26 protein-coding genes are annotated in these 26,518 nt (G+C 45.0%); 12 read left to right on the top strand and 14 right to left on the bottom strand.

Annotation, left to right across the window (positions count from 1 at the left end; all coding sequences use genetic code 11):
- Positions 1–257: 257 nt before the first annotated feature.
- Together PV02_RS09190 and rsgA are read right to left on the bottom strand one after the other, a co-directional pair.
- Positions 258–1,154 (bottom strand): S16 family serine protease, encoded by an 897-nt coding sequence (locus PV02_RS09190; protein WP_256623113.1) that lies wholly within the window; start codon positions 1,152–1,154, stop codon positions 258–260.
- A 148-nt stretch (positions 1,155–1,302) separates the two neighbouring features.
- Positions 1,303–2,400 (bottom strand): ribosome small subunit-dependent GTPase A, encoded by a 1,098-nt coding sequence (gene rsgA / locus PV02_RS09195; RefSeq protein WP_256623114.1) that lies wholly within the window; start codon positions 2,398–2,400, stop codon positions 1,303–1,305.
- Between the two features lie 112 nt (positions 2,401–2,512).
- Between rsgA and PV02_RS09200 the strand changes: the two genes are divergently transcribed.
- From PV02_RS09200 to eif1A, 3 genes are all read left to right on the top strand, one after another.
- Positions 2,513–3,259: a class I SAM-dependent methyltransferase gene (locus tag PV02_RS09200; protein ID WP_256623115.1), complete on the top strand. Its 747-nt coding sequence runs from the start codon at positions 2,513–2,515 to the stop codon at positions 3,257–3,259.
- Between the two features lie 250 nt (positions 3,260–3,509).
- Positions 3,510–4,805 carry a DEAD/DEAH box helicase gene (locus tag PV02_RS09205; RefSeq protein WP_256623116.1) on the top strand — a complete coding sequence of 432 codons (1,296 nt, stop codon included), beginning with the start codon at positions 3,510–3,512 and terminating at the stop codon, positions 4,803–4,805.
- A gap of 279 nt (positions 4,806–5,084) precedes the next feature.
- Entirely contained in the window at positions 5,085–5,423 is a 339-nt protein-coding gene (gene eif1A / locus PV02_RS09210; protein ID WP_256623322.1) for a translation initiation factor eIF-1A, read from the top strand.
- A gap of 556 nt (positions 5,424–5,979) precedes the next feature.
- Here eif1A and PV02_RS09215 read toward each other — a convergent pair.
- Both PV02_RS09215 and pncB read right to left on the bottom strand, forming a co-directional pair.
- Positions 5,980–6,189 (bottom strand): TRAM domain-containing RNA chaperone, encoded by a 210-nt coding sequence (locus PV02_RS09215; protein ID WP_256623117.1) that lies wholly within the window; start codon positions 6,187–6,189, stop codon positions 5,980–5,982.
- Positions 6,190–6,390: 201 nt separating this feature from the next.
- On the bottom strand, positions 6,391–7,599 hold the full coding sequence (pncB, locus tag PV02_RS09220) for a nicotinate phosphoribosyltransferase (protein WP_256623118.1): 1,209 nt from the start codon (positions 7,597–7,599) through the stop codon (positions 6,391–6,393).
- 190 nt (positions 7,600–7,789) lie between these two features.
- Here pncB and PV02_RS09225 point away from each other — a divergent pair, with 190 nt between their 5' ends.
- Positions 7,790–8,566 carry a winged helix-turn-helix domain-containing protein gene (locus tag PV02_RS09225; RefSeq protein WP_256623119.1) on the top strand — a complete coding sequence of 259 codons (777 nt, stop codon included), beginning with the start codon at positions 7,790–7,792 and terminating at the stop codon, positions 8,564–8,566.
- A gap of 14 nt (positions 8,567–8,580) precedes the next feature.
- On the opposite strand, the gene PV02_RS09230 is transcribed toward PV02_RS09225, so the two are convergent.
- The 3 genes from PV02_RS09230 to PV02_RS09240 all read right to left on the bottom strand — a co-directional run bounded on the left by PV02_RS09230 (position 8,581) and on the right by PV02_RS09240 (position 10,489).
- Positions 8,581–8,958, bottom strand: coding sequence for a hypothetical protein (locus PV02_RS09230; protein ID WP_256623120.1), 378 nt, complete (start codon positions 8,956–8,958; stop codon positions 8,581–8,583).
- Positions 8,959–9,025: 67 nt separating this feature from the next.
- Positions 9,026–9,889 (bottom strand): coiled-coil domain-containing protein, encoded by an 864-nt coding sequence (locus PV02_RS09235; RefSeq protein WP_256623121.1) that lies wholly within the window; start codon positions 9,887–9,889, stop codon positions 9,026–9,028.
- Positions 9,890–10,330: 441 nt separating this feature from the next.
- Entirely contained in the window at positions 10,331–10,489 is a 159-nt protein-coding gene (locus PV02_RS09240) for a hypothetical protein (protein WP_256623122.1), read from the bottom strand.
- A gap of 514 nt (positions 10,490–11,003) precedes the next feature.
- Here PV02_RS09240 and PV02_RS09245 point away from each other — a divergent pair.
- Entirely contained in the window at positions 11,004–11,789 is a 786-nt protein-coding gene (locus PV02_RS09245) for a helix-turn-helix transcriptional regulator (RefSeq protein WP_256623123.1), read from the top strand.
- Between the two features lie 112 nt (positions 11,790–11,901).
- Here PV02_RS09245 and PV02_RS09250 read toward each other — a convergent pair whose 3' ends face one another.
- The 3 genes from PV02_RS09250 to PV02_RS09260 form a co-directional block, all read right to left on the bottom strand.
- Positions 11,902–13,716, bottom strand: coding sequence for a PKD domain-containing protein (locus tag PV02_RS09250; RefSeq protein WP_256623124.1), 1,815 nt, complete (start codon positions 13,714–13,716; stop codon positions 11,902–11,904).
- Between the two features lie 410 nt (positions 13,717–14,126).
- Positions 14,127–14,252 (bottom strand): hypothetical protein, encoded by a 126-nt coding sequence (locus tag PV02_RS09255; protein ID WP_256623125.1) that lies wholly within the window; start codon positions 14,250–14,252, stop codon positions 14,127–14,129.
- A gap of 15 nt (positions 14,253–14,267) precedes the next feature.
- A complete protein-coding gene (locus PV02_RS09260; RefSeq protein ID WP_342765637.1) occupies positions 14,268–14,927 on the bottom strand; it encodes a mechanosensitive ion channel domain-containing protein in 660 nt (219 codons plus the stop codon).
- Between PV02_RS09260 and PV02_RS09265 the strand changes: the two genes are divergently transcribed.
- On the top strand, positions 14,901–15,104 hold the full coding sequence (locus PV02_RS09265; protein WP_256623327.1) for a hypothetical protein: 204 nt from the start codon (positions 14,901–14,903) through the stop codon (positions 15,102–15,104). The genes PV02_RS09260 and PV02_RS09265 overlap by 27 nt on opposite strands.
- Before the next feature lie 814 nt (positions 15,105–15,918).
- Here PV02_RS09265 and PV02_RS09270 read toward each other — a convergent pair.
- Positions 15,919–16,182, bottom strand: a complete 264-nt coding sequence (locus PV02_RS09270; protein WP_256623126.1) for a hypothetical protein — start codon at positions 16,180–16,182, stop codon at positions 15,919–15,921.
- A 280-nt stretch (positions 16,183–16,462) separates the two neighbouring features.
- Positions 16,463–16,780, bottom strand: a complete 318-nt coding sequence (locus tag PV02_RS09275) for a hypothetical protein (RefSeq protein WP_256623127.1) — start codon at positions 16,778–16,780, stop codon at positions 16,463–16,465.
- Positions 16,781–17,059: 279 nt separating this feature from the next.
- Between PV02_RS09275 and PV02_RS09280 the strand changes: the two genes are divergently transcribed.
- A complete protein-coding gene (locus PV02_RS09280) occupies positions 17,060–17,833 on the top strand; it encodes a CPBP family glutamic-type intramembrane protease (protein ID WP_256623128.1) in 774 nt (257 codons plus the stop codon).
- Between the two features lie 250 nt (positions 17,834–18,083).
- On the top strand, positions 18,084–18,875 hold the full coding sequence (locus PV02_RS09285; RefSeq protein ID WP_256623129.1) for a helix-turn-helix transcriptional regulator: 792 nt from the start codon (positions 18,084–18,086) through the stop codon (positions 18,873–18,875).
- Positions 18,876–18,958: 83 nt separating this feature from the next.
- Here PV02_RS09285 and PV02_RS09290 read toward each other — a convergent pair whose 3' ends face one another.
- Together PV02_RS09290 and PV02_RS09295 are read right to left on the bottom strand one after the other, a co-directional pair.
- Positions 18,959–19,915: a calcium/sodium antiporter gene (locus PV02_RS09290; RefSeq protein ID WP_256623130.1), complete on the bottom strand. Its 957-nt coding sequence runs from the start codon at positions 19,913–19,915 to the stop codon at positions 18,959–18,961.
- Between the two features lie 345 nt (positions 19,916–20,260).
- Positions 20,261–20,863, bottom strand: a complete 603-nt coding sequence (locus PV02_RS09295) for a GTP-binding protein (RefSeq protein WP_256623131.1) — start codon at positions 20,861–20,863, stop codon at positions 20,261–20,263.
- Positions 20,864–21,317: 454 nt separating this feature from the next.
- Here PV02_RS09295 and PV02_RS09300 point away from each other — a divergent pair, with 454 nt between their 5' ends.
- The 4 genes from PV02_RS09300 (at position 21,318) to PV02_RS09315 (ending at position 26,462) form a co-directional block, all read left to right on the top strand.
- Entirely contained in the window at positions 21,318–22,922 is a 1,605-nt protein-coding gene (locus PV02_RS09300; RefSeq protein ID WP_256623132.1) for an AAA family ATPase, read from the top strand.
- Entirely contained in the window at positions 22,894–24,414 is a 1,521-nt protein-coding gene (locus PV02_RS09305) for a VWA domain-containing protein (RefSeq protein ID WP_256623133.1), read from the top strand. Before PV02_RS09300 ends, PV02_RS09305 begins: the two co-directional genes overlap by 29 nt.
- A gap of 286 nt (positions 24,415–24,700) precedes the next feature.
- On the top strand, positions 24,701–25,726 hold the full coding sequence (locus PV02_RS09310; protein ID WP_256623134.1) for a hypothetical protein: 1,026 nt from the start codon (positions 24,701–24,703) through the stop codon (positions 25,724–25,726).
- Positions 25,727–25,730: 4 nt separating this feature from the next.
- Positions 25,731–26,462 carry a hypothetical protein gene (locus PV02_RS09315; protein ID WP_256623135.1) on the top strand — a complete coding sequence of 244 codons (732 nt, stop codon included), beginning with the start codon at positions 25,731–25,733 and terminating at the stop codon, positions 26,460–26,462.
- Positions 26,463–26,518 lie beyond the last annotated feature (56 nt).

The raw sequence follows: 26,518 nt of genomic DNA on the forward strand, positions 1-26,518 counted from the left end.
TACTTTAAGATAATCACATCATCACGCTATCATAATCACGGGCTTTACAGGAAAAGGGTCACATAGCCATCAATTCTACCTCCATCTCCACAATCATTATTATGGCCTTGTGCAAGTAAAAACATATCCTGTAAAGCCTTTGATAACTACTCTGAGGTCTACTTCCCAGATTGAGTTATTAAACTTACTTCTTAAGGTTACTTATTATATCCACTTCCGAGATGCTTTCCAGCAGACCTTCTTCACGCTTTTACTGATCACTGGTCCACGAACACATATTGCAGTATATCATCAAGGTCGGACACATATTCAACCTCAATGCCGATCTCCTCTTCAATATAGGACTCCGCGTCGACTATTTCGCTTTCTCCCTCCGATATGACTATACCGCCTACACTGCGTCCGGTCTCACTGGTTATTTCAAGCTGCCGGTTCTCTTCGGGAATCAGGATCAGTTCCTTTCCGGTCTGTTCTGAGATCTCAGCCTTTTCAAGTATGCCTCCCACCGCGCCTACATTCCCCTGTTCGTCAATTGTACCTGTGACGGTTACAAGAGGATTCAGGGGAGTGGAGTTAATGGATGACAGCACAAGTACCGTCATTAGCGCCCCTGCACTTGGCCCGTCGACGCCGGGAATCTCCTCGTTCGCAGTTATGCTGAAAATGATATCACTTTGAGACAGGTCAGCTCCCGTACGCTCCTGTGCAAGCGAGACAGCCATGTTGGCAGTATCCTGGAAAATAACACCCATAAGCGGTACCGTCTGTACCAGTACCCTTCCCCTTCCGGGGACCATTTCTACAGAGATGTCAAGCATGGCCCCTTCTTCCGTAACCCTCTGCCTGATAAAGGGCCCTCTCTCTATCAGTTCCACCCGCTGGACTATTGCAGGAGCCTGCATGGTGGCATTACCAAGGAATGCCAGAGGGCACTCCTCGCCCCCTATGCCTGATTCCAGCAATTGCTCCCTATAGAACTCAAGCTGGAGGGAACATGCCTCCAATGACTGGTTGCACTCCTCAAGCTGCCGTCTCAGATCTTCATTCGTTTCCTGAAGCGATACCTGGTCCCCCTGCATCTCCAGTCTCTCGGATATCGTTTCCGGCCCGAGAAGATAAATATTGAAAGCCAGAGAGACAATAAGTAAAAACACAATACCCCTATTGCCCATTACTTATAAGTATGCATGTTTTCCTATTTACGGTTTCTCCGGATATTCTTTATACTGGTCCGGTACGAATGCTTACTCAACAGGCAAACATACCTTACCTCGTAGTCTCTTACATTCTTACATTAGCCTGTCATCTCCTTTCCTTGTATTCCCTGTACTCTCTGGGACTCACCTGCATTCCTTTGTGTTTTTTCTTTTCAAGCCTTTTAAGACCAATATCTGCTTTCTCGGACTGGAACGCAAGTTCGGCGTTCAGCGCATGATAACTTTCCAGTCTCTCTCCTGCAATAAACCCCTCAGCAACTGCTTTTATAACAGCACATCCTGGTTCCTGCTGATGTGTGCAGTCTTTAAAGTGACAATTATGTGCCACTTGGATAATATCTGAAAATGTTTTTTCAAACCCATCGGAATAGTCGCCCAGCTGAATCTCCCTGATACCCGGGTTATCTATAATGACCCCTCCACCGGGAAGCACAAATAACTGCCTTACTGTGGTTGTGTGTCTTCCCTTTTCATCATCTTCCCGGACACTCTGTGTAAGTTGAACCGATCCATTGAGAAAAGCATTGATCAGCGTAGACTTCCCAACACCTGAAGAACCCATGAGTGCCACGGTGCTGCCTGGGCCAATGTAAGGTTCAAGTTCCTCAATACCATCTTTTGAAAGGGCACTCACGGCAACAACAGGAACATCAGAGGCAATCGATCGTATAATATCAATGGCTTCAGCCGGTCTGTCTGTGAGATCGGCCTTGTTCAAAACTATCACAGGTTTTGCTCCGGAGGAATATACAACTGTGAGGTAGCGCTCAAGTCTTCGCAGGTTCAGGTCTTTTCCTGCTGATGTAACAATAAAGATAGTATCGATATTTGCAGCGATGACCTGCTCTTCACTGCCATTTCCTGCAGAACCTCTTGAGAGGCATGTCTTTCGGGGCAATACGTTTACGATTGTATGGGAGTTCAGTTCTGCCTGCTTAAGCAGGACAACGAAATCACCCACTACCGGCTGCTTACCAGTCCGTGAAAGTGCTCCTGATATCCCGGCTTTTATGGCATTATCAGAAACTAGGACATCCCACATGGTCTTATGCCGGGATATAACTCTGCCCGGTATATAGGGGCCCTTATATACGGAGAATGCGGATCCAAGTTCCTCATCCCATCCCGGGATTGTGATCTTGTCAGCATAAGCGGGAGTTTCCGGTAAGGTATGCCAGTCCATGGATAATTCTTCTCTGTTCAGTCGGAAATATTTTGTGGTAGCTGCATTAAATATGAGGTTCAGTCAGACCTGGAGCACAAAAAGTTTAAAAGTTGGATTCTATCCTGTTCTCATGGACGAATCAGCTATTTTTAAGATATTCCACGGCCTGCCACGACAGGGACCAGGTAACAACGAATCTACCGAAAAGGCCTTCAGGTCACTCCCCCGCCTCGCTCCCGGCAGCAGGATACTGGACATCGGATGCGGGGTGGGAATGCAGACCCTTCATCTTGCGGACATCTGTGAAGACTGCCAGATCACTGCAACCGACATTTACCAGCCGTACCTGGACGACCTTATGAAAAAGGCAGCAGAGAAAGGAGTTACAGGCAGGATATCCACGGTGCGTGCTTCCATGGACGATCTGCCTTTCGGGGAAGATTCCTTTGATGTCATCTGGTCCGAAGGCGCTATTTTTGTCATAGGATTTGAAAAGGGGCTTTCATACTGGAAACGCTTCCTGAAGGAGGGAGGTTTTATTGCATTGACGGAAGCAGCCTGGTTCACTGACACTCCCTCTGAAGAGGCATTCCAGTTCTGGCAGGAATGTTATCCCGCGATCAGGAGCATTCCGGAGTACGAGAAGGCAATTGAGGCTGCAGGATATACCCTCATTGGAAGTTTCAGGCTGCCTGCAGCTGCATGGTGGGATGACTATTACATTCCGATGGAGAAAAGGCTGGACTCGATCGAGGAGGAATACCAGGGTAATATGGACGCAGAATCTATCATTGAGTTCTCGCGCAGGGAGATGGAGATTTTCAGGAAGCACTCGGAGGAATACGGTTATGCGTTCTTTATAATGCAGAAGGGATAATCAGACTGTCACAGGGAACGACACGGAGAAACAGCAATGAAAAGCGCAGCTTATGCGGTTTTATACCGACAGGCTTAATTCATTTGCTGTTGTTATAAGGACTATTGCTCTTTTTTGTTTTGGATTCACAAAACAACTTGGAACATTGACATTAAAAATGATACGCTTGCAGGTGCAGGATCAAAGGGATCATCGCCTGGACGCGGTGATCTGAAAATCAGCACTTAACCCAAGTAAAGGAATTTATGAAATGGAATCTATAAGCTTTGATCAACTTAATCTATCACAAAACATTTTAAAAGCCATCACTGATATCGGCTATGAGGAACCGACGCCCATCCAGGCACAGGCCATCCCGCTTATCATGGAAGGAAAGGATATCATCGGCCAGGCCCAGACCGGAACAGGCAAGACAGCTGCTTTCGGTATTCCTGCCCTTGAACTGGTTGACCCGGAGTTCACTGATGTGCAGGTACTTGTGCTCTGCCCTACAAGAGAACTGGCAAACCAGGTATCGGACGAGCTGTCAAAGCTCTCTGCATACCAGAGACTCAGGATACTGCCCATCTACGGTGGACAGAGTCTTGAAAGGCAGATCAAGGCACTGCGCAAGGGCGTCCACATCGTCATCGGAACACCCGGCAGGGTTATGGACCATATAGAGCGCAGGACGCTCAACCTTGACAACGTCGCAATGGTTGTGCTCGATGAGGCTGACGAGATGCTCGATATGGGTTTCAGGGAGGACATCGAACTTATCCTCACCAAGATACCGGAAGACAGGCAGACCATACTGTTCTCGGCAACCATGCCTGCTCAGATAATGAAGCTCACAAAGCGCTTCCAGAGAGACCCGCAGCTTGTGAAGACAATCCATAAGAAGGTCACTGTCCCCAGTATAGAGCAATATTATTATGAGGTCAAGTTCCATGCAAAGCCAGAGGTACTCTGCAGGCTCATTGATATCTACGACATCAAGTCATCCCTGGTGTTCTGTAATACTAAAAAAGCCGTGGACGAACTGGTCGACACCCTTAAGACAAGGGGATACCTGGCAGACGGCCTTCACGGCGATATGAAACAGCAGCAGAGAGAAAGGGTCATGACCAGCTTCAGGAGAGGAGACATCGAGACCCTTGTTGCCACCGACGTGGCGGCCCGGGGGATAGATGTTGAGAATATCGAGGTAGTCTTCAATTATGACCTGCCCCAGGACGAGGAATCCTATGTACACCGCATTGGACGGACCGGAAGGGCGGGGAAAGCCGGGAAGGCATTCACTTTCGTTACAGTCAAGGAGCTCTACAAACTGAAGAGTATCCAGAAGTACACCAATGTGAAGATACTCAACCAGAAGGTTCCCACCCGGAGCGATGCCGAAGATATCAAGGCAAACATGCTGGCCCAGAAAGTGAAGGATACGATTGATTCCGGACACATGGGCAAGTACGTTAACTGGGTGGAGAGCATGATGGAAGAGGAATACACGTCTGTTGATGTCGCCGCAGCACTTGTGAAAATGATGCTCGCAGGAGACAATAAGTAACACCGGATCAGGTGCATGCCGGTTCTCTGCCGGCATTTGCCTATCTTACAGTTCATTTATATATAGTGAACAACATATGTTGTTACAGACTTGAGAGTTTACTGGCCTTTAAAAATGATCATACCTGATCACAGCATGGCCACCCTGAACGGGTTTTATTTAAATCGGATTTTTCAGGTGTTTTGCACTTTTCTGTGTAACAGCATTTCGTCAAATATCCATTTTTTAATAAAGCAACAAGCAAAACACGCATTAAGCAAACGATAAAGAGGAATTGATCTGGCTAATTATAACAGTAGGAAAAGACAGGGTAACGTAAGTGGAACACATGGCGACACACCTGAGGTGGTCCGTGTCAGGACCCCGCGCAAGGACAGGAACGAAGTACTGGCAACAGTCGCCAGCATGCTGGGAGCAAGCAGGGTAAGACTGCAGTGCATGGACGGCACGGTCAGAATGGGCAGGATACCCGGCTCAAAGAAGAAGAGAATGTGGGTCCACGAAGGGGATATCGTGATAGTCACTCCCTGGTCCTTCCAGGATGACAAGGCCGACGTAGTATGGAAATACACAAGGCCGCAGGTCAACTGGCTGGAGAACAAGGGATATCTGAAGTAAAGGAACGGCAATCGTTTCTTACTTTCCTGTTCATTTTGCAAGAATGTCATACAAGACTTGCGATTTAAAAGCCCGCTCTTTTTTTATCAGAAGGGTACTCTTCTGGCACTGTTTCAAACGGTATCATTAAGACACGCATCTGAACAGATAAACACCAGTTCTGGAAATATAGGGTTATAAATACCTTCCACGTAAAATCCATGTTCATCTGTGTCAATCAGTGTCTGGAAAAGAGACCGGGAAACGTAGTTCAGTTTAATCCAAGAATATGGATTTAGCGGATGAGCACGATCTCGGTAATATGGGTCCAGATATCCCATGTATGCTGGATTCATGCATGTCTGTCTCGATCCATATACCAAGATCCAAGCGCAATTTACCCGTTGTTTTATGAATGCTGTTTTATGAATGCTTGTAGAAGTTGCCAGTATTTCTTACGGCCCACAGGAAACAGCTATGCAACCCCGAATAGGTTGAAAGTGATCTTACTTTGAAAGTGATCATTAACTTAAAAAGAGATTTTGAAGGACCAGGTCCTTCAGATCAATGCAAAGGTTTATTCTGCAACCTGGCCAAAAGCGAACTTGCGCATCACTTTTGTTACTGTGATGGTGACCTCGTCGCCGACCTTGGTGCCCGGGACAAAGATAACAAAGCCGCTTACTCTTGCGATTCCGTCGCCTTCTCTTGCAATGTCTTCAATTGTCACGTCGTAGTTCTCGCCGGCTGTTACCGGTGCTGTGGTTTCTTCGGTTCTGTTGAACATATAATTTCACATCCCTTTTGGTATAAGCTTAAAAAGACCTAACTACAATTGAAAACATAACGGAAAAGACGTACTATTTAAACAAATACCTTCTAATGCCATACGTTTAACAAAACAGTTAATCTCAAAGCATGTTCATTAGGGTTGACGTGATATATAAGTATTGTGCCATGACCAGAGAGACCGGATTTCAGGAGAGGCTTATTCGTCAAGGCCCTTTCTGCCGAAGATATAGTTTGCCACCCTGATAGCGTCCCTGTCACCGGTTTCCTTTCCCTCGTCATCGCTTAATTTGACCACAGGGATGCCGTTGACAGAATACAGCTTGATGACCATGTTCAGGGGCGGGCTTGCCCTGAAGAATTCGGAGTTATTCGTGAGGCTTGTCCCAATGCCGAAAGTGCAGTTTATCCTGCCATTGCAGTGTTCCCTTATCCTTACAGCGTCCCTCGCGTGCAGGGAATCACTGAACACGATGGTCTTCCCGAGAGGATCTATACCCATGCTCCGGTAATGGAGGATCACCCTGTCTGCAAACCTGATAGGATCGCCGCTATCGTGCCTTACGCCGTCATACAGCTTTGAGAGCTTCAGGTTGAAATTGGAAAAGAAGGCCTCAGATCCAAAGGTGTCTGACAGGGCTATCCCCAGGTCACCCTCATATACATCTGCCCAGTTCTCAAGTGCAAAAAGATTTGCATTCCTCAGCCCCACAAGCGCAGAGTTACCCATGATCCATTCATGCCCCATGGTGCCTATGGGACGGACCCCATACCTCATTGCAAGGAACACGTTGCTTGTACCTGAGAATGTCCTCAGCCCCGTTTGGGCCAGAGTATCTATCAGCTGATCGTGCAGTTCGAAGCTCCTGCGCCTCCGTGTCCCGAACTCTGAAAAAACACAGTCCTTTGATTCAAGTTCTCTGCCGATGTCCCTTATGAATGAACAGTACCTGGAAGTAACAGAGCCATCCGGCTGAACGCGGTCGTTATCCTTCCACTTATTTTCCGCCATATCGAAATAGAGCTCCGATACGGCAGCCATGAGCACGATCTCCCAGAGTATCGCCTGATGCCAGAGTCCCTTTATTTTCAGATCAAGGTCCATATCCGCTGTAAGGCCCACGCTAACCTGTGAAGGATCAAAGCGGTAATTTTTCAGGTGCTCAAGATACATAGGCTTAAAATAGGGACACCTGTCCTTAAGCCATTGGTATTCATTTTCCCTTAGAGCGAGCGCTGATATATCCTCATCGATGATCCTTCTGAGTTCCCTCACGAAATCCTCTGTGAAACGCTGCGTTCCCCTGTTGGTGAATCTGTATTCAGCCACAACATCCGGGAAAAGCTCAAGGACAGCCATCTGCATTGTGAATTTGTAAAGGTCGTTATCGAGGATAGAGCGGATCATGGGATCTTTCCTGTGTTTTCCTGTTTTAGAGGTACTATTTCGTATTACTTCCTTTGTATATACCTATTTGTATGAGAAGGGACCTCAGTGCAGGGGATTCACAGCTGCATGAACATGTTCTTAATATCAGATACATATTAATATACCCGAATGTCATAAAACTGTAGGTAAAGAACTCACAGGTGAGGGCATGCAAAAAAACCGGAACGAAACGGAACTACAGGAAAAGAACTACTCCGAAGAACTTGCAGGTATCAGGGCTGAGATATCATCCCTGAGCCAGGTTGTCTCCCGGATGCTGGAGCAGACTAACGACCAGCATCTGAACATGATGTGTTCCGAAATGAGGAGTGATATATCAAGACCCCTGATCAGCTATATAATACAGGATAGCAAAAGCGCCCTCAACAGCAGAATGTGCACAGACTGCGACCGCAATGAGTTCTGCAAGGCTGCGTTCGAGAACCTGTTGCAGGAAACCGCGCTGCTTCTTATGGACAAGACTGTGGACGAGGAGGTCCTGTCCCAGTATGAGGACAGGTTCGAGAAGCTCAGGGAATTCGCCAATACTGAGAACTGCGACTCGTGCACTTCACAGGCTTCGGAAGTGTTCTTGAAACAGCTGGACCTCATACGCTCACTGAACGGTTCAGGAAAGAACAAGGCTGACAGAGCGGTCCCGGATAGCAGCGAGATATCGGATGAAGTCGTCAGCAGCATTTGCGAGCCGCTGGCAAACAGGCAGCGCCTTCTGATGATGAGGGCACTCAGCACGGGAACAAAGAGCTTCACAGAGCTCTCCAGAATAACAGGGCTCCGCGGGGGCAACCTGCTATTCCACCTCCAGAAGCTTACAGACAGCAAGCTGATCGGCCAGAAGGGCGAACGCGGGGATTACTTCCTTACAATGAGAGGACACACCACCCTCAGGGGACTTGCCGAGCTGCACCGGGAACTTAAGGGGTGAAGCTCCTTACTGCCTTATTTCAGGTCGATCACATTACCCGGCGGGCACTCGCGTCCCGAGAGATAGACCATCAGAAGCTCCTCTGCAGTCTGCGTTCCCATTTTCTCTTCTACTATTCCCAGGAACACCTCAATATACTGTGGAGGCACACAACCCAGGCTTTCTTCCCCATTACGGATAAGAGATACAAGGTAGGCAAGTTCCCCCGTGTCCAGAAGCGACATGCGTCTCCGGAAGTCCTCCTCGTCCCGGGAATAATGGTTGGAAACAGGCGGCAGGATAGACCTGTAGGGTGCTCTTGAACCTGAGCATACGAGGCCTGCACATTCGGGAGCAAGCTTTTTGAGCAGTTCAATGTCCTTTGTGGAAAGTTCACGTACCAATGAGATCACCTTGAATCAAAAGGTAATTGGTCCCGGAACACAAGTAATTAACCGCCGGTCTGGATGAAGGCCTCGATCAGGCAAGAGGTTTGGCTGGCATCTGCTGTAAATGCAGGTTACGTTCAAGCAGCTTTGAGCAGATGGCCATCTCTTTCAGTTCAGTCATAGCCTCATCAAGCTTTCTGTTGAGATCCACAACCTCTTCTTCCAGGGCTCTGATGTAGCCTGACTGCTGGTCCGTACGCGCATCCAGTTTACGGATATCCAGATGCTGCCGGTGTATGGTCACATGTTTGCCGATCTCTTCCTCGGTCCTTTGCTTGAGCCTTATAAGTTCGAACCTGCGGGACTCGATCTCCTGCTCACGGGATTCGAGATTCTCATACAGGTGATCTACATAACGGCGTTTACGCTCGATCTTCTCATTCTCAACATCAATATCGATGTCCTTGGATGCAAGTTCTGTTTTCCTGACGGCAAGCTCCTGTTCTTTCCGATCAAGCCTTTTGTGCGCCCTCTCAAGCTGCTTTCTTCTTTTCCCGATGGCGAGTTCCTCTTCCAGCTGAGCTCTCATTACGCGATAATGCTCATTCTTGCGCTGTTCAAGAGAAGCATAGTCTATCTCATATCTGTCAACCCGTGACTGCAGATCCTTCTCTTTTCGGGTGAACTCTTCTTTCCTTTTTTCGAACTCTCTTTTGGACAGGCGGAGCTCTTCATTCTTTACCAGGAGCTCCTCGTACTGCATGGAGATCAGCTTCTTGGCATCCCGTATCTTGCTATACTCTTCCATAATAAGGGATTCATCTGACCTGATCTCTTTTTTCATTATGGCGATCTCAGCCCGCTTTCTCTCGATCTCGTCAAGCTGGCGGAAATAGGTGTTCTTGATGTCCTCCAAAGCCTGGAGCTGGTTCATATAATAAAGTTCCTCACTCATTCTGACACCTTCATTCTCCTATCAGGTCATATCTGATGAATCCGGGAATAAAACAGGATCCTAAAAACCATCCATGTATGATCATAAGGGTGTTATGTCTGCATATAAAAATCCCATGTCCATAATTCAGTGTAAAAGTGATTTTTTAAAGCCTCACGGGCACAGATCATGTACATGTACCCTGCATATTATATTGATCCGTAACCTAAACAAAAAGTGAAGAAGAGGTTCTTTGAAGTCCTGCCTGTCAAAGCAGACTCGTAAAAGTAATGACTGAAAAGATTTTCCCTCCACTCAAGTGCAGCAGGATCTCCCTGAGAGCATTGCTGTGATCGAGAAGCAATGTCCATGATATGAGCTCTTCACAGCCTTGAGATTCCTCAAGATATTTCATATTATGATCTTTCCTTTTTCACTCTTATTTGGCCTGCGACCTCTTCATTATTCCAGGCTGCCTTCTATCTTGGCACCATCATACGTGCATCGGGTATTGATAACTCCCTGGAGCATAGGTCTATAGTCAGCATCATCATCTTCCGTAAACGCGGCAGGACCGCTATCAAAATCAGTTTTTTCTGTCCAGGTCTTTAACGAACTCATATTATTTTCCTCCCTATCCCGCAACAGCTGTCCGGATACTACTAGACCAGTGTAAACGGATGTAAATCCTTTCTGTTTCTGAGCGCGTTTCTGGCTTCAAGGCCCAAGATATCTTATTGTATCTAGAACCAGTGGTTTATGCCTCTATCCCGGACATGAAACTGTCCTGCTCCCAGAAGCAAGATAAGACGCATGGAACAACTGTTCATGAAACGCCTTTTCCTGAGATGTACGGGATATATCAGAATCCCATTCCCACACTCACGGACACTCCCTGCCCGCAGGGTGTAAGAAGTGTTTTTTCAATATAACATGAACCGTTCTTAATATTACGAATTAAAGTACATTCAGCCCGGACAGTTAATTTCAAAACCGCTATAATTTCAGCCGGGTTTAACGATAACCGAAAGAAGGATAAGTTAACCTGAAATATGCTTGGTATTAAGTTTCTGGTCTTTATAAATAGCAGCATTCCCATATTGAACATGAGAGAACTATCCGGGAAAAGGGACTTATGAAGAAGCCATTGCTGGATGTTATGTTTGCTTCCAAGAAAAGGAAAGAGATACTATTATTGCTTAAAGATGGCCCGGTGGAGATGGAAGCAATCCTCAGATCCATGCAAACAACACGGCAAGCTTTGCTTCCGCAGATAAGGATACTGGAGAATCACCAGGTTATGGCTCATTCGGATGACAGCTATGCATTGACAAAAACAGGTGAACTCCTAGTAGATGCAATGGTCCCTCTGATAGAGAGGATTGAAACCCTCGATGTCGATATAGATTACTGGGGAACCCATTCTCTTGAATTCATCCCGCCTCATCTCTTAAGCAGGATAGAGGAACTTGGAAAGTGTAAGATAAAAAATCCATCTATTTCGGAAATATATAACCTGCCCCAGGGTTTTGAAGAAGAGTCGAAGAAGTCAAAGTCAGTATTTGGGCTCACTACAGTATTCCACCCGAACTTTTCAAGCGTATATGAAGGATTGACAGATAATGGAGTAGCAGTATCCACCATTATCTCAAAGGAGCTTTTTGAGAACCTTAGAAAGAACCAGTATGCCAGCTTCAAAAAGCTTGTAGAATCGGACAAAGTTAATCTTTTCATCTATTCAAAACCAGTCAGGACCGTATTCTTTGCAATGAATGATTTTTCCACCATATACAATATACTGACAAAGGATGGCGAGGTTGATCATTACATTGTCAGGTGTCATAATAAAAAGGCTATCGGCTGGTCAAAGGAACTCTTTGAGCACTATTTGAAAGACTCGACGCCGATTACTGAGATTTGAGAAACTGCCGTTATTACATTTCAACGAAGTCATTAGAGAATTCTTCAACGGGATGCAAAAAAGATAGATGGCTGCCAGTGGCAGCATCGAAAGTAAAAATAGGGCTTATTGCTTACTTGCTATGGATAACGATATTCCCTCCGGAAACAATCGTAGTAGGATTGGCACTATCGCTTTTGTCGGATGAACCTACCTGATTATCATAGATTACAGCATCGTTATTACTTCTATCCCATATCTTTATACGGAACGTGTCAACGCCCTTGTTGCCTCCATCGGTGGCTGTAAGCATGAAGCCATAATCTCCAGCGCCATTGATTGTACCAATACCTTTGTAGGTAGCCTTACTTCCGGAAATTACCAGCCATTCATAGGAACTGCTCTGGAAGTTCAGATCACCTGCTTTGAACTGGAACTCTGTCTGCCCAGTAGGAACCTTAGCTCCTTTCTGGTACTTGGAAACAAAGCCGAAACTTGCTTTCCCTGCCAGGCTTTCATCTGCAGAATATGCACCTGCTGGGGACATTATCCATCCTCCACCCGTTACAAATCCTGCACTTGGGTCGTAAACAACTACGTACTGATAGATCTCAACGCCTGAACCATTGTCATCATCTGTTACTGTGAGAGTAACCGTGTAGATGCCAGCGGCTGAATAAATGTGGCTGCCTGTAACAGGAGAAGCCACTGTGCCAAGAAGCATTGATGTTTCTGTCCCATCTCCCCATGACCAGACCGCAGAATGAGTATCGTCAGTACCGGGATCGGTGAAGGTGGCATTCATCGTGACTGGAGTATTCATTTCCACCGGACCTATCGGACCTGTGATCAATGTGATTGCCGGAGCAACATTGTATATCGCTATAGTTGCGTTGTACTCAGAAACTCCTCCGTCTTTGTCCCTTATTTTACCCTTGACATTCACTATACCATTATCTGCTGTTGGACAGGTGAATGAGTTACCTGCACTAAAATTTCCATATCCGGCCCCACAATCAAAAGCATACTCAAATCCAGCAGTGGTATCAACGCTGGAAGGATCATACGGGTTTATCATAGAAAGCGTGAAGGAAGAGCCTTCATTTAACGGCCCGTTGTTCCCAAATGTAGCCGTTGGAGCAACGTTGTTCACAGTGAGAGAGAACGAAGTTGTTGTAACTCCCTCATTTCCATCATTTGCAGTAATAGTCACTGCCTGACCCTGGGTCGGTCCGTCTGTTGTATCATATGACCAAGACCATGTTCCATCATTGTTGTCCCCAAGTTTAGTAACAGAGCCTACAGAAGCAGTTAATATGACATTGTCATCAGAGTCTTGATCAGACCATGTTCCTGTGTTGAATGCGGTTTGTCCTTCATCAACGATAACTGAGTTACAGTCTGCTGCAACTGAGGGTATTGAATTTGTTACACTTGTGGCCTCGATTACCCGAATAGTTAGATAGTCCCCAGTAGTATCCCCCAGTTTTCCTCCTGATCCGCTAGGATTATTAAATGTAGCAGCAATCCGGATTACATAATCGCCAGGTTCTGCAGTCAGGGATGCAGAAGCAGTTGCTGGGACTTCATAAGCAGCAGGCGCGCCGTTCCATGTCACTAAATAGTTAGAACCTCCAACTAAAGTGCTGCTCGCGTAAAAGTCATAGTAAGAACTTGGAGTACTTGAAGAATCACTGGTACCGGTTACAGAATAAACGGTATTGATGGCCGCCCTATTTGGATTAGAACTAGTGAAGCTTCCACTAATAGATCCCTCTGCGGTAAGATTTATCGTAAAGTTCACGGTCTCCCCCTGCTGGACTTCAATTACTGCATGCTGACTGTTGGAAACTACCTCGACAGAGACAAGCTCTGCAGCCAATGCGACTGGCACCATCACCTGTGCTAGCATCATAAATACTATTGCAAGTACCAATAGATTTCTCATATCATCACCTTTTTGTTTATTTTGCTGAAATCGTTACTCATAACCTGCAAGAGAAATGAAGACCTTAATATCAATTTGTCATTCTTGATCCTAATAGCCATATCATCGACAGTTCATTGATAGTGCAAGAAGTGTCGTGCTTAACAGCAATGTTATCTGGCAAGGACATTTCCCTTACTTTATGATTATTTGCCATGTCACTTTTGAAAGTGAACAGATGTAGTGTGTAAGTTTCCTATATTTATATATTACTTATGAAATAAAAATGAGTATAATTATGATGATGACTTTTTAATTGGCTTCGAAACGGTATGAAACTCGATCGTGGGAAGAACGAGCAAAATACAGCAGCATGAGTACCTGATTAGGCCAGATAAAAGCATGGTTTATTTATTCACTCCTTCCGGAGACTACTTTTTCTTTTCAGGATCACCGAAATAAATGATCAGCTCCGAGGAAAGCATGGCAACTTTTTTACTGATGAAGGCGGCGCAGATGGCTCTGTTGAGCCGGTCCTCAGAGATACGGGTTTCCATATAGTCCTCTATCCGTCACCTGACATTGAGTTTCACCCCATGATCCGTAAATTGGAGAAGTAATACCTGCACTGGCCTTTCATGCATAACCCACGTCTCGCTTCCAAGAGCGTCCTTGATGAGACCTTTTATATAATCAATATCCGGCCCATAGGAAACTACCATGTCGGTCCCTATGCGGAAGATCTTTTCAGGAATCGAGTAATTTATGACGGGACCTGTACCGCTAATGGAATTAGGGATTGCTACAAGATGATTGTCCACTATCAGGATGCGCGTTGACCGCCAGCCTATTTCAATAGCGCCTCCCCACATATCAAGTTGCTCGGCACGAATGCGGCCCCCTATGCAAAATCGACGGTCTATTAGAAGTGCTCCACCGAGAATTATATTTATGAGGGTGGTTTGGGCGGCCAGTCCCACAATAATGTTTCCGACCCCAGTGCAGCAAGCATAGTGTTCAATATGGCCCCTATGATATCGAAGTAGTCGAGAAGTATAATGACAGCAAAAATAGACATCAATGGTCCAGCATAAAAGAAAAAAATAGTTAACGGCCTGTATGCTGCTACCTACGCACCTCATGAAATCTCTTATTGCTTCTATGCCACGGAAAACAATAAGCATTGTACGGAAGCTCTCAAAAAGATGAAAAAACCTGTCGTCAAGCTCCATCCTTGTCCTCTCATCCTCTGCCAGAGAAAGCGCTTCATTGCTAACCTGACCACAATTATAGTACTTACTGTAAGTGCTATAATTACAGCGGCTCCTATGAGAATATTACCGGCAGCCAGGATAGTATCAGTTGTTATCATCAGATATTTCCTCTCTTCTTTTGAAATATCCATTTGACGTTTTCAATAAGCTTTTCGCCTATCCCCGACATTTGCCACCCCGAAGGTCGCCTGGATGCACCATATCCGGATACCCTGATTAATAAGCACTTAAAGGGCTTACTTCAACATGAACAGACAGCTTGCGCCCGGTTAGACATCCTGAAAGGCCGATGAAGCAGAACCTTTCAATGGATGCTGATCTTCGTTCCAGTAAATGCAGCAAGAGATTTGCTATATCCAGGTACTTGTTCTGAAATAAAGATAAATCTTAGGAAACTATAGAAAGCGAATAATGTCATGCTATTACAATGAGTGTCCCTATATAGCTGATTTTGAAGGCGGATTTGAGAGCCTGACAGTGCAGGTATAGAAATAAGATGAACTATCAGTTGCTTCAAGAACCTTAAGGAACCGTTCAGGCAATCATTAGATAAGGAAGCCCTTTAAAAATATGAGTTTCTCTGTACAGCAATCTGATTCAAGGAAAAGTGAGGCACCCGGAAACCACCACGCTTTAGGGTGCCTCCTTCCTGACGAATCCGAGATGTTCCCCAACATCTCTATCATTCCACTCCCTTGCGGTTCATTTCCCCACGACCCGCATTACCTAGTAAGTCCTGTATTTATATAACCTAAACTCTTCTTAATCAGAGGAGCGATACGATTTTCTCTCATGAAGAAATGTTTTAATGGCTCCCTAATTTCAGGAAGGGAACAAAAATAGATAATACGTATAAGATTATATCACAGGTATAATGTTTAAGGTTATCGGGATGCAGTCACCCGGCACATATGGTAACTGTTCCCGACGGTTCATTTCCGACAGGAGCTCAATTCCCCAATGTCGAGAGTAAAATCTCCGCTTCATTTTTTGAAAGGAAGACACCTTCCTTGTCATCGCCAATGTGAACTCCCGAATCAGTGAAAGTCATATTGATAAAACCGAATGTCGACATTGTACCGAGCGTGTTATCAGAGCCAATGCCTTCAAGTTCCATAATGAAAATAGAAAGATAATTGCTCGGAACAAATATTGCGTCACCACTGTTGTCTATAAGAACGATACCGTTATTACTAACTGAAAAGCTGCTCATTCTAATTCTCCGTTTTTTAATAGGTCTGGTAGCTTGTGTCCAGACTTTAAATTATAGGGTTTTCCTTAGATAAAAAGCCCGATGTTGGAATATAGTTCAACAGTTGCCAGGGAAAGAGATGTTTTATGTAGCATGTGCCATTAAGAAGAAGGACAGCAAGACCAAAACGGACATCACTGCCAAAATATTGATGTAAGTTTTAATCCCTGGGCAGCAGATAAGCATTGAATGCTTTAACACTGCAGCAAGCCCGGAGATAAACGCAGCATAAGGAAGTAACTCATTTTTGTATATGTCCTGCTGTCTTTTTCTTAAGCACCAGGCCCTCATAGACCAATTGTATCAAAATGACCACCACAACGAAGAACACTCCGCCCAGGATCACAGCCACTATCTTGTACAGAAGCGAGTCTGAAAAGAATATCCAGTGCACTGCTGCAAGCCAGAGTGTAATGAGCGCTGCAACCATCATGCTTACCAGAAAGACTGAAACGGATCCCTCTGTCATGTATGCGACGTAGGAAAATGCAAAGAAAACAGCGAGTAATCCCCAAACATAGATCCAGTACCTGGCTGGCATTCTTTTGTCATGCTCCAAAATTGTTCCTCCTGTCTGACAGCCTGAGCCATCTGTCATATATCTGTATATATTATTAGCAGGATGTCAAAACATATATACATTACCATAAATAGTCATGTTTTAATCTTTTTAGGCTAGAATTACCATATATTCTCAAATACAGTAGTAGAATACAGATTCCGGCTTCGATGAAGTATTCGGATAACTGAATAAAAGAATACTTATATAATGTGGACTTGTATTAAACAGACAGGCAAACAGGACCGGTATTAGCTGTTCTCAAAAAGGGATACATGTATGAATGTTAGAAGCATGGTTGACTGGAATGTTTTCTGGTCCTTGTTCATGGTTGCAGAGCTATCGATGCTTGCAGCCCTCCCATATGCAGTATCTGTGTCAGGGGATGCTATCCAGGAATTTGGCGGTTCCTTTCCTACTGTCCTGGCGACTCAGATCGCTCAGGGGACAGCGTTTTTACTATTGTCCCTGTTCACAGGCATTTTCCTGGGGAAAAAGGTAGGCCTGAAGGCAACATTACTTGAATCACTATTTGAGGGAAGGGGTTTACCTGAAGGTTTTAACTCTTCCCTGAAACTATCTATCCTTCTTGGCCTGCTGGTGGGCACCCTGATCTTTGCAACCGACCGACTTGTTTTCTCGATGTTTACCGAGCCCCTGACCGTACTGCTCTCATCACCCCCGATAGAACAGAGGATATTGTACTCATTCTATGCAGGTATAGTGGAGGAGATAATTCTGCGGTTCTTCCTTGTGACCCTTCTGGTATGGATCTCATGGAAGATCAAGAAAAATCCTGACGGATCTCCCACAACCACAGGTTTCTGGCTTTCCATACTTCTGGTCAGCACCATTTATGGCTTTGGCTACTTTTTGTCCTTAACTTCAGTGACAGACTACAATGCGATACTTCCCATTGCTATCATTGCCCTGGGAATAATATCAGGAAGCGTTTTCGGGTGGCTTTACTGGAAAAAGGGTCTTGAGGCTGCGATAATTGCCAACCTGAGCGCCAGCCTTATGGTATTCGTGATCCTTGGTTCTCTTTTCTGAACTCCCGGCATTGACAGCCATTGACCGCCGACCAGGATCCGGATTGCCAGACAGAACTGATCCGGCCGGATAACTGAACCTTCGATTCCAGGATAGCTCCGCCCTGAACCAAGAATACTGTGAGGCTCTATTTTTCATTGACAGAGGTGGCAATTCACACCACTTTAAAAAAATAAGTTATTATACTAAAACACCATTTCTTTTAAATAAGCAGTTTACATAAACTTTACTACAGGTTACCGGGGGCATAATGGTAGTAAAAAAGCCATTATTGGACATAGTATTTGCATCTCATAAAAGAAAAGGTGTGCTTCTTTTATTGAGGGACGAGCCGAGGAAAATAGATAGCATCATGGAGCAGCTCGACACAAGCAGGCAGGCATTGCTTCCACAGATCAGGATCCTGGAAGACCACCATCTTGTGACACATAATAAAGATACATATGAATTGACAGAGATCGGTAAACTGATAGTCGATGAAATGAACCCCTTGTTAGATACCCTTGAAGTGTTCAATGTCAATCCTGATTACTGGGGATCCCATAATATAGAGTTCATTCCATCTCATCTACTTAACAGGATAAATGAACTGGGAAAATGCGACCTGATAAAGCCGGCGATCACAGACATATACGAGTTCAATCCCCAGTTCTATGAGCACTCAAAATTATCCCGGTCCGTATGCAGGGTCAGCACCTTCTTCCACCCGATGTACTCTAAACTATATCCTGAACTGATGGAGCTTGGAGTTAAGATATACTTAGTGCTCTCGCAGGAGGTCCTTGACAGGTTACAGGACAAACCGGATCCTGCTTTTGCTAAACTCCTTGACAATGAGCTGTTTAATCTCTACCTGTGTCCAAAAAAAATAGATGTGCTCACATTTGCATATAATGACTACTATTTTCTCATGAACCTGCTCAGGAGTGATGGGGATACGGACAGTCAGCATATCCTGTGTTCGAACCCGTCTGCAATTGAATGGGGTAAAGAGCTTTTCCAGTACTACCTCAAAGACTCAATACCGGTGACCCGGATATGATACTTTACCTGATGATAAAGGATAAACCGGATTCCGTATTGTTTCCTGCTGTAAAGATCAGAGGGATGCACGAGATTTGCAGTTCAACCCCTGTATATGATGAACAATGTATAGGCTGCATAGATCACCAGTAAGATAGATGCTTCCCATCGTTCCAGTTTGTGCTTCTCTCCGCTGAACATAAAGATAAAACATAGTACTGTAGCTAATGTCAGGACCAGCAGGTCGGTATTTATGACAGCAGGTACTGCCAGCGGGGAGATCGTTGCAGAGATTCCCATAATGAAAAAGATATTGAATATGTTTGAACCGAGTATGTTCCCCATAGAAAGATCCATCTCTTTTTTAAGTGCGGCTGCAACCGATGTGACCAGCTCGGGAAGAGATGTCCCTATAGCAACTATGGTAGAGGATATCAGAAGCTCACTTATCCCTACTTGTCTTGCAACGGATACTGCGCCATCTACGGTCAGCCTTCCTCCGATGATCAACGCAGCCAGTCCACCGATAAGCATTAGTGAGATCTTTGTGCTGGAATAGTTCCCAGTACTGTCAGATGAATTAGTTTTATTGCTTCTGATCGATTCGAACAGGTAATAGACAAAGATCAAAAAGAAGAACAGCAACACTATCCCGTCTGTTCTTGTCAGCAGATTCACTGTGTCGTTGGCCAGCAGGATTTTGTTTGACATGGTTGCCAGAACAAGGACAGCAAGTAAGGCAAAAGGTATCTCTTTCCAGACTACAGATCTTTTCACGATCATGGGGCTTATCAAACCTGTCAGGCCAAGAATGAGCATGATATTGATTATATTACTTCCCACAATGTTACCAAATGCAACATTACTGTTTCCCTGAATGGAAGCAAATACGTTAACTATTAGTTCGGGCATGGAAGTCCCGAAAGCTACCACAGTCAATCCGATAACCAGAGGCGATACTCCTAACTGTTTAGCCAGGGATGATGCTCCTTCAACGAACCAGTTTGCTCCCTTGTACAGGAATACAAGACCCAGCAAAATGAACAAGTAATCGATCATGATCTCACTTATTATTGATCCAATCGCTATAAACCCAGCGAGCACTCTGCGAAAGTTAAGTGTAATGTTATAGATCGCCCGCAGGAAGGATCATAATGAATGGGCCCTTAAGATGAATTTATGAGCCTGCCGATGGAAGAGCAGAACATACTTTGGGTATAGGGAGTTTTAGTTGAGGTGCGTGTCATTGGGAGTGGGGTGTTGGGGGTGGTAAAAGAAGGCACACACCTCTATAATAAGGGGTTAACGGTGTTAACACATATAATGTTAATCGGAACAAACATTTTAGAGATATAGATCAATCCAGGGGAACGGGATTTACTTGTTCTTCCTGGAGATATATATCTACAGGGTCTTATTGTCCCGGTTGATGATCATATCAACAAAATCACCAATTGTATGTACTCCGGAGCCTGCACAGTGCTCAAATACCTTTACATCAGGGTTCACTTCAAATATTTTGCTCAATACCGCTATTGGTTTTTTATCAGCAGGACAGGCACCTGCGACTATGATCTCTGACTCCAGTATAAGGGTCTTAACTATCTTCGGGATCATCGTCCCATCAATCCGGGGCATATTCACATCGAGCATACAGATAACGGGTGCAAAGGACAGATCTTTGAACCCGGAACTTACAATGGCCTTCTTTACGTTGCCGGGTGGCAGACTGAATGGGACCTCGACCAAGAGATGGTCAAAAGGGGACTGCCTGCCTATTTCCGGGAGTTCAGCCACCAGATCGTTTACAAAAGTACAGGGAATGTTCCTCATCTCTTTAACTATGATAGCCGGGTCAATTTTAAGGGTTGTTCTCTCATTATTTCCACTACTCTCGATAACGAGTGCACATACATTTTTACTTCTTGCGATTAGTTCATTCCCGACTGAGAAAACAAGATCCTTTTTTTCTGAACCTGCAAATCCTCCTATCAAAACAATTTGCATGAAATTCTCCTCAATCAGACTGGTCAGGCATCATTTATAAGATTATCACAATCACTTCATCACACTCAATTTAACATAATCACTCTATGATGAGCACTTCAAATTCAGGAGCAGTAAAATCCAGATGTTGGCTTTGTCAGCAGTTCCTGGAACAGGGCTGGAACAAGAGACACAGTCCTTGTACCCTGGAAACTCCGTACAGAGAGGGTTGATCTCAATGGAAAAAGCAACCATCCTATAAGGAAAAGAGAAAACTGCAGGATGATTCTTTTTATCTTAACCGTTAGTTGCTTATACAGAAGTAAATATACCGTGCTTATAGAAATTTATTACCCAGATAAGTGCCCTCCGCCGGGCGGCCATTACATCTGGCTTCCCCTGCCGTGTGCTTTATTGGCAGTGGATATAGCAGGAGTGGAAATTACACATGGATCAGCATCAGTCAAATATTTCTATGAGAAAGAGAGTTGCAGATCTGATCAACATCTGTTCTGACGGACTGTACGAGAGAGAAGAGATCGTTGCAGTTTCGCTTCTTTCAGCCATTGCAGGACAGCCTGTTTTCCTGTATGGGTTACCGGGCACGGCAAAAAGTCTGATTGCACGTCGTCTATCAAAGGTTTTTAAAGACACTAGTCATTTTGAATACCTGATGCAGAACTTCAGCACTCCTGAAGATGTTTTTGGACCGGTCAGTATCCAGGAACTTAAAAAGGATAACTATGTCCGCAAAACGGATGGATACCTGCCTGCTGCCGACTTTGCTTTTCTTGATGAGATATGGAAAAGCAGCCCAGCCATCCTGAACACACTATTGACCATCATAAATGAAAGGATCTACCGTAATAACGGCAAGGCTGAAAAAGTCCCGCTAAAGGCACTGATCGCTGCAAGTAATGAGATACCTCCGCCCAACCAGGGACTGGAAGCTCTCTATGATCGTTTTGTGATGCGGATAGTGGTAGATCCTATGCATGAAAGAGAGAACTTTGAAAGGCTGCTTGACGGAGGTCCCGTCCCAATCGATGTAGTAGTTCCGGACAGGCTGCAATTCTCTCATGCCGAATGGGAGAGAATCCCTGATGAGATATACAAAGTAGGCATTTCCAGGGAAGTGTTTGCCATCATAAATTCGATCAGGGTGTCAATTGACGAGTTCAACAGGGATAATCCCGAAACCGCAGTTTACGTTTCTGACCGCAGGTGGCAAAGGATAGCATTCATACTGAAGGCTTCCGCACTCCTATGCGACCGCACAGAGGTGATACCTGTTGATACATTTATATTGCGGCATTGCCTGTGGACACTTGAAGAGAACAGAGAGCAGATCGATGGGATAGTTGTAAGAGCCGTGAAACAATTTGGCTGTGCCAATCACGAAAAACTGAACAGCTGGTTACTGGATCACACCGGTATTGAAAATGATGTCTTTGATACATTTTTTTATCCGGAGGATGTCTATGACACAACAGAGATATCCGGGAAACAATATTTTCCTATAACGTCACCTGAGATAGAAAAAGACCCTAATGGTCATAGTCCTGTTAAGATAAAGGTCCGTTTTTATGTGCCTGTAGAGAAGATGGGGACCTATGACCCGTTTACGCCAGTTGATGAAAACGGAGATCTCCAATTACGCCTGGAATGCAATTTCAATGGGACTAGACTATGTGAGGTTAAAATACAGGAGAAATTGCTGAAAAGCGGCTGGGACTATCCTATTAAAAGTAATTCATATGTTGAGTGGTTTGAAGCAACCCTGCCTGTAAAGTTTAAAAGGGGTGCCCAAAAGAATGTATCCCCGGGAGTCAGATATGCTTTCGAGGATGCGTGTAAGAGATCCCTGATGGCGCTTGAAGAAATCACCAGTAACACAGTCCACTATGTCGATGCTCAGAGAAAGTTGAATGAAACACCGTTCGTGCCTGTAGAGAAGAGGGAAATGCTGCTTGATTCATTCGAGGCTTTTCTCAAAGACCTGGAAAATCATAGGTTGAATGCTGAACATCTGCTGGAAAAGGTGCAATCTCATGCAGTCCCTGAATCAGGAAATTGCTGAAACGGAAGAATTTGCCAGAATCCTTCACGCAGACAGGTTCCCTGAGCTGGCAGATGAAAAGTTCAAACTTATACTGAGCAGGAAGCTAAGCAGCTGGGAAATGTCAGCCCGCAGTTATCTGGAAAATGCGAATCCTCTGAAAGAACACCTGTCCAGACTGGATCTTGCAGCATGGGATCTTAAGAGACACGGCGGTTGCGAAGGATCGGTATTAAGTGACCTGAGCAATTACAGGTCACTTCACCCTTCTGTAAATGTTGCATTCTGGGAGAAAAAGATACTTGCTGCGAAAGGGGGAATGGGCGGGAAGAAGGACAATAATGCTACAGAGGCTTTCACCGCTATTCGCAGGAATGAACAGGAAGCCTGGAGAAAAGAGTACGAGGAGCAGCTGCTTGAATGGCAGCTCAGGGAAATGCAAAAGCTTCGCTCAAGATTTGCAAAGGACCTGAAGGAATGGTTTGAGACAATACGGCAAATCAAAGAGGCATTTGATGAGCTGGACATTGAGCAGGATATCCTGTGGGACCTGAGCGCCGAGGAATTAACCGAGCAGGACATCTCTTTTCTTAAGCAATGGGCCGAGTATTTGAATAATGCCAGGGGCATCCGTGAATTGTGTGAACTGATGGGAAGGCTGCGAAAGGAACAGCGATCTGACCATACAGAGATCATTGATTCAACTGTTCAGTACTGCATCAGAGAACCGGATAGAACCTCCAATGAGATGGTTGTTGGTATTGAGCTTGGTACGGATCTGGAAAATGTGATACCGCAGGAATTGGCCCTGTTAAGTGATGATGATGTCGCATTGCTTTTTGACCTGAAGTATGTTGAAAGACGACTGATGTGTTTTTCCAGACAGGGCTACAGGAACCGGATCATTGAAGAAATTGTTCGGCATACTGTGACCGTTGTCGATGAGGAGAAGATGGGGCCTATCATCATTTGTCTCGACACGAGCAATTCCATGTCAGGCGCCCCGGAATACATTGCCAAGGCATTGACCCTCAGCATAGTGTCCCGGGCAGCTTCACAGAAGAGAAAATGCTATCTTATCAATTTCAGTACTTCAATAGAGACCCTTGACCTGACTCCCCCGAAAGGGATTCGTGACCTGATAGACTTCCTCAGGATGAGTTTTCACGGAAGCACCGATGTTGTGCCAGCCCTGTGTGAGGGAGTAAGAATGATGCAGGATGAGAATTATGAGAAAGCGGATCTGCTGGTCATTTCTGATTTCCTGTTCCCGGATCTGTCCCCGGGCATTGTTTCCCTCTGCAGGGAGCAAAAACTCAACGAGAACCGTTTCTTCGCACTAGCTATCACTCCTTTCATCACCGACCAGATTAATGAGGATGTTTTTGATCAAAGCTGGAACTATAACACCAGCCGAGGCACTCTTTCAGAGATAATGAACTGCTTCAGATATGGTTTCGCAGTGAAGCCATCCGCAAGTTCATTTCCAGATAACGGATTGGGAAGGATTTAGAACCGGGCTCTGTAGGAATGCTTGTGAAATATACATAATACTGGCTTCAACCAGAGAGAACACGGAGCTCACGGAGAATTACTTAGATCACTTTTCATTATCTGTGGCATCTGTGAACACTTGCAGATAAAATTAAGCTACAGGTTTTCTGCAGAACCCAAGATAAGTCCTCCTTTTGTTCCGGTGTTAGTTTCATATCACTGATAAACTTAGATATGTATCACTAAGCAAGAATAGATATCACTGATATCTATAAATACTTATCACCATATAGTGATAATTGAATATGATCAACAAGGAAACAAGCGAATATGAGAATACGCTGGCTTACATAAAGGAGTCACTGGGAATCTCATCCGGTTCCATTGAAAAGGATACAAGTATTTTAGATAATTATTATTCTGTCGACATTACATTGAGGCCTGACTTTATACTCAGCGATGGGGATACCACATATCTGATCAAGGTAAGATCAAAAGTAACAATCGACACTGTAGCAAGGATGAACCTGCTCCGCGAGCTATGGGTGCGCAACGAGGGCCGGAAAGGGAATCTCCGCCTGGCTATCGCCTCAAAATACTTTCCTGAAAGGGAAAAGCAGATGATGGAACAACTGGATATCACGATGATAAAACTTCCATGGTCGTTCCAATCCGCCACAGCTGAGCAGTCCCAGCCCGTCAGCCACAGGGTGACAGCCGAAAAGTCATGGAAGATAGTATCCCGGCTACTGAAAGAAAAGAACTCCTCGATACGGCAGTTGTCCCTTCTTGAAAACGTATCATACGGCTGGGCACACAAAACTGTCCAGGCACTGATCCGGCAGAACATAGTAAAACAGGATCATAGCCGTGTAAGTATCTCAAATACTGATAAACTGCTCAATGGTGTTGCATGGGAACGGCCCCTTGTCAGTCTCAAAATTCATGAAATACGCATTCAGTTCAGCGAATCTTCACATGCAGCAAAAGAGATCACAGAAACCTTTGCAATGCAGGATGACATGCCGGTGGGATTTACTGCATACACTGCAGCATCACTTTACACAGCTTACGGAGTACGACACGATTCAGTATATCTGTACTTGAAAGATGAGCATATACGCTATTTCCGCGAACTATTCGAATCATCTTCAGGAGACGGCATTAAGGCAATAGTCTACAGGCCGGACAGAGATGTCTTCAGGGATACCCGGGAAAAGGAAGGCGTCAGGCTAGTATCACCTTCACAGAACCTGCTGGATCTGGCAGGCATGGGATATTCTGCAATGGACATCACGAAAGAAATGGTTTCAGTATATGACAAGCTATAATCAGATGAGCGGTATAATCAAATACTCTTTAGAAGAGCTGGCCCACGTCACCAGCTATCTTTGCGAAAGGGAGGATGCCGCCCATCCGACAACTATACTCATTGGCGGCTGGGCAGTCGATTCTTACAATTCCTGGTTCGGGTCAGTTGACATCGATCTCATAACAAACAGCGATACAAGGCAGAGTCTGAGCTATCACCTGCGTAATGAGCGTGGTTTTATAAAATACAACCTTCCCGGCCTGCCAACAAGTGTGATGAAAGAAACTGAGGCAGGAGCTATTATTATTGATTTTGCAACAAAACAGAAACCTTTTCCTTTTGAAGGGCTCGATGAATCTCTGGATTTCAGCATCCTTGATAGGAATACGGAAGTAAGAAAAATCCGGGAAAACGTCGAAATAGCAGTGCCGAACAGGGCAACATTGCTGATCCTGAAATTAAAGGCTATATGGGACCGCAGCCACAGGATAAACAACATGACATGTGATGACATTGAATGGGAAACGGGAAAACTGATAAAAGACCATGCAGATATCCTTGCATTGATCGATCCTGCCCACGGAGGAAAAGATATTGAAATATCCGTGCTGGGTGAATTGTTAGTAAAATATCCCTTCCTGAAAGAATCCCTCATTTCAGTGTATGTTTCTGATGCCGGACTTGATAAATATGCCAGAATGTCAAAGGATGATGCCAAGAATGTCATTGATCTCATGCTGTCATTAACCGGATGAACCCAATCCTAAAGTGAGCAGGATAAGTCGACTATATTAGCAGCCCTGATAATGTT

This window comes from Methanolobus chelungpuianus, assembly GCF_024500045.1.
GTDB lineage: Archaea > Halobacteriota > Methanosarcinia > Methanosarcinales > Methanosarcinaceae > Methanolobus > Methanolobus chelungpuianus.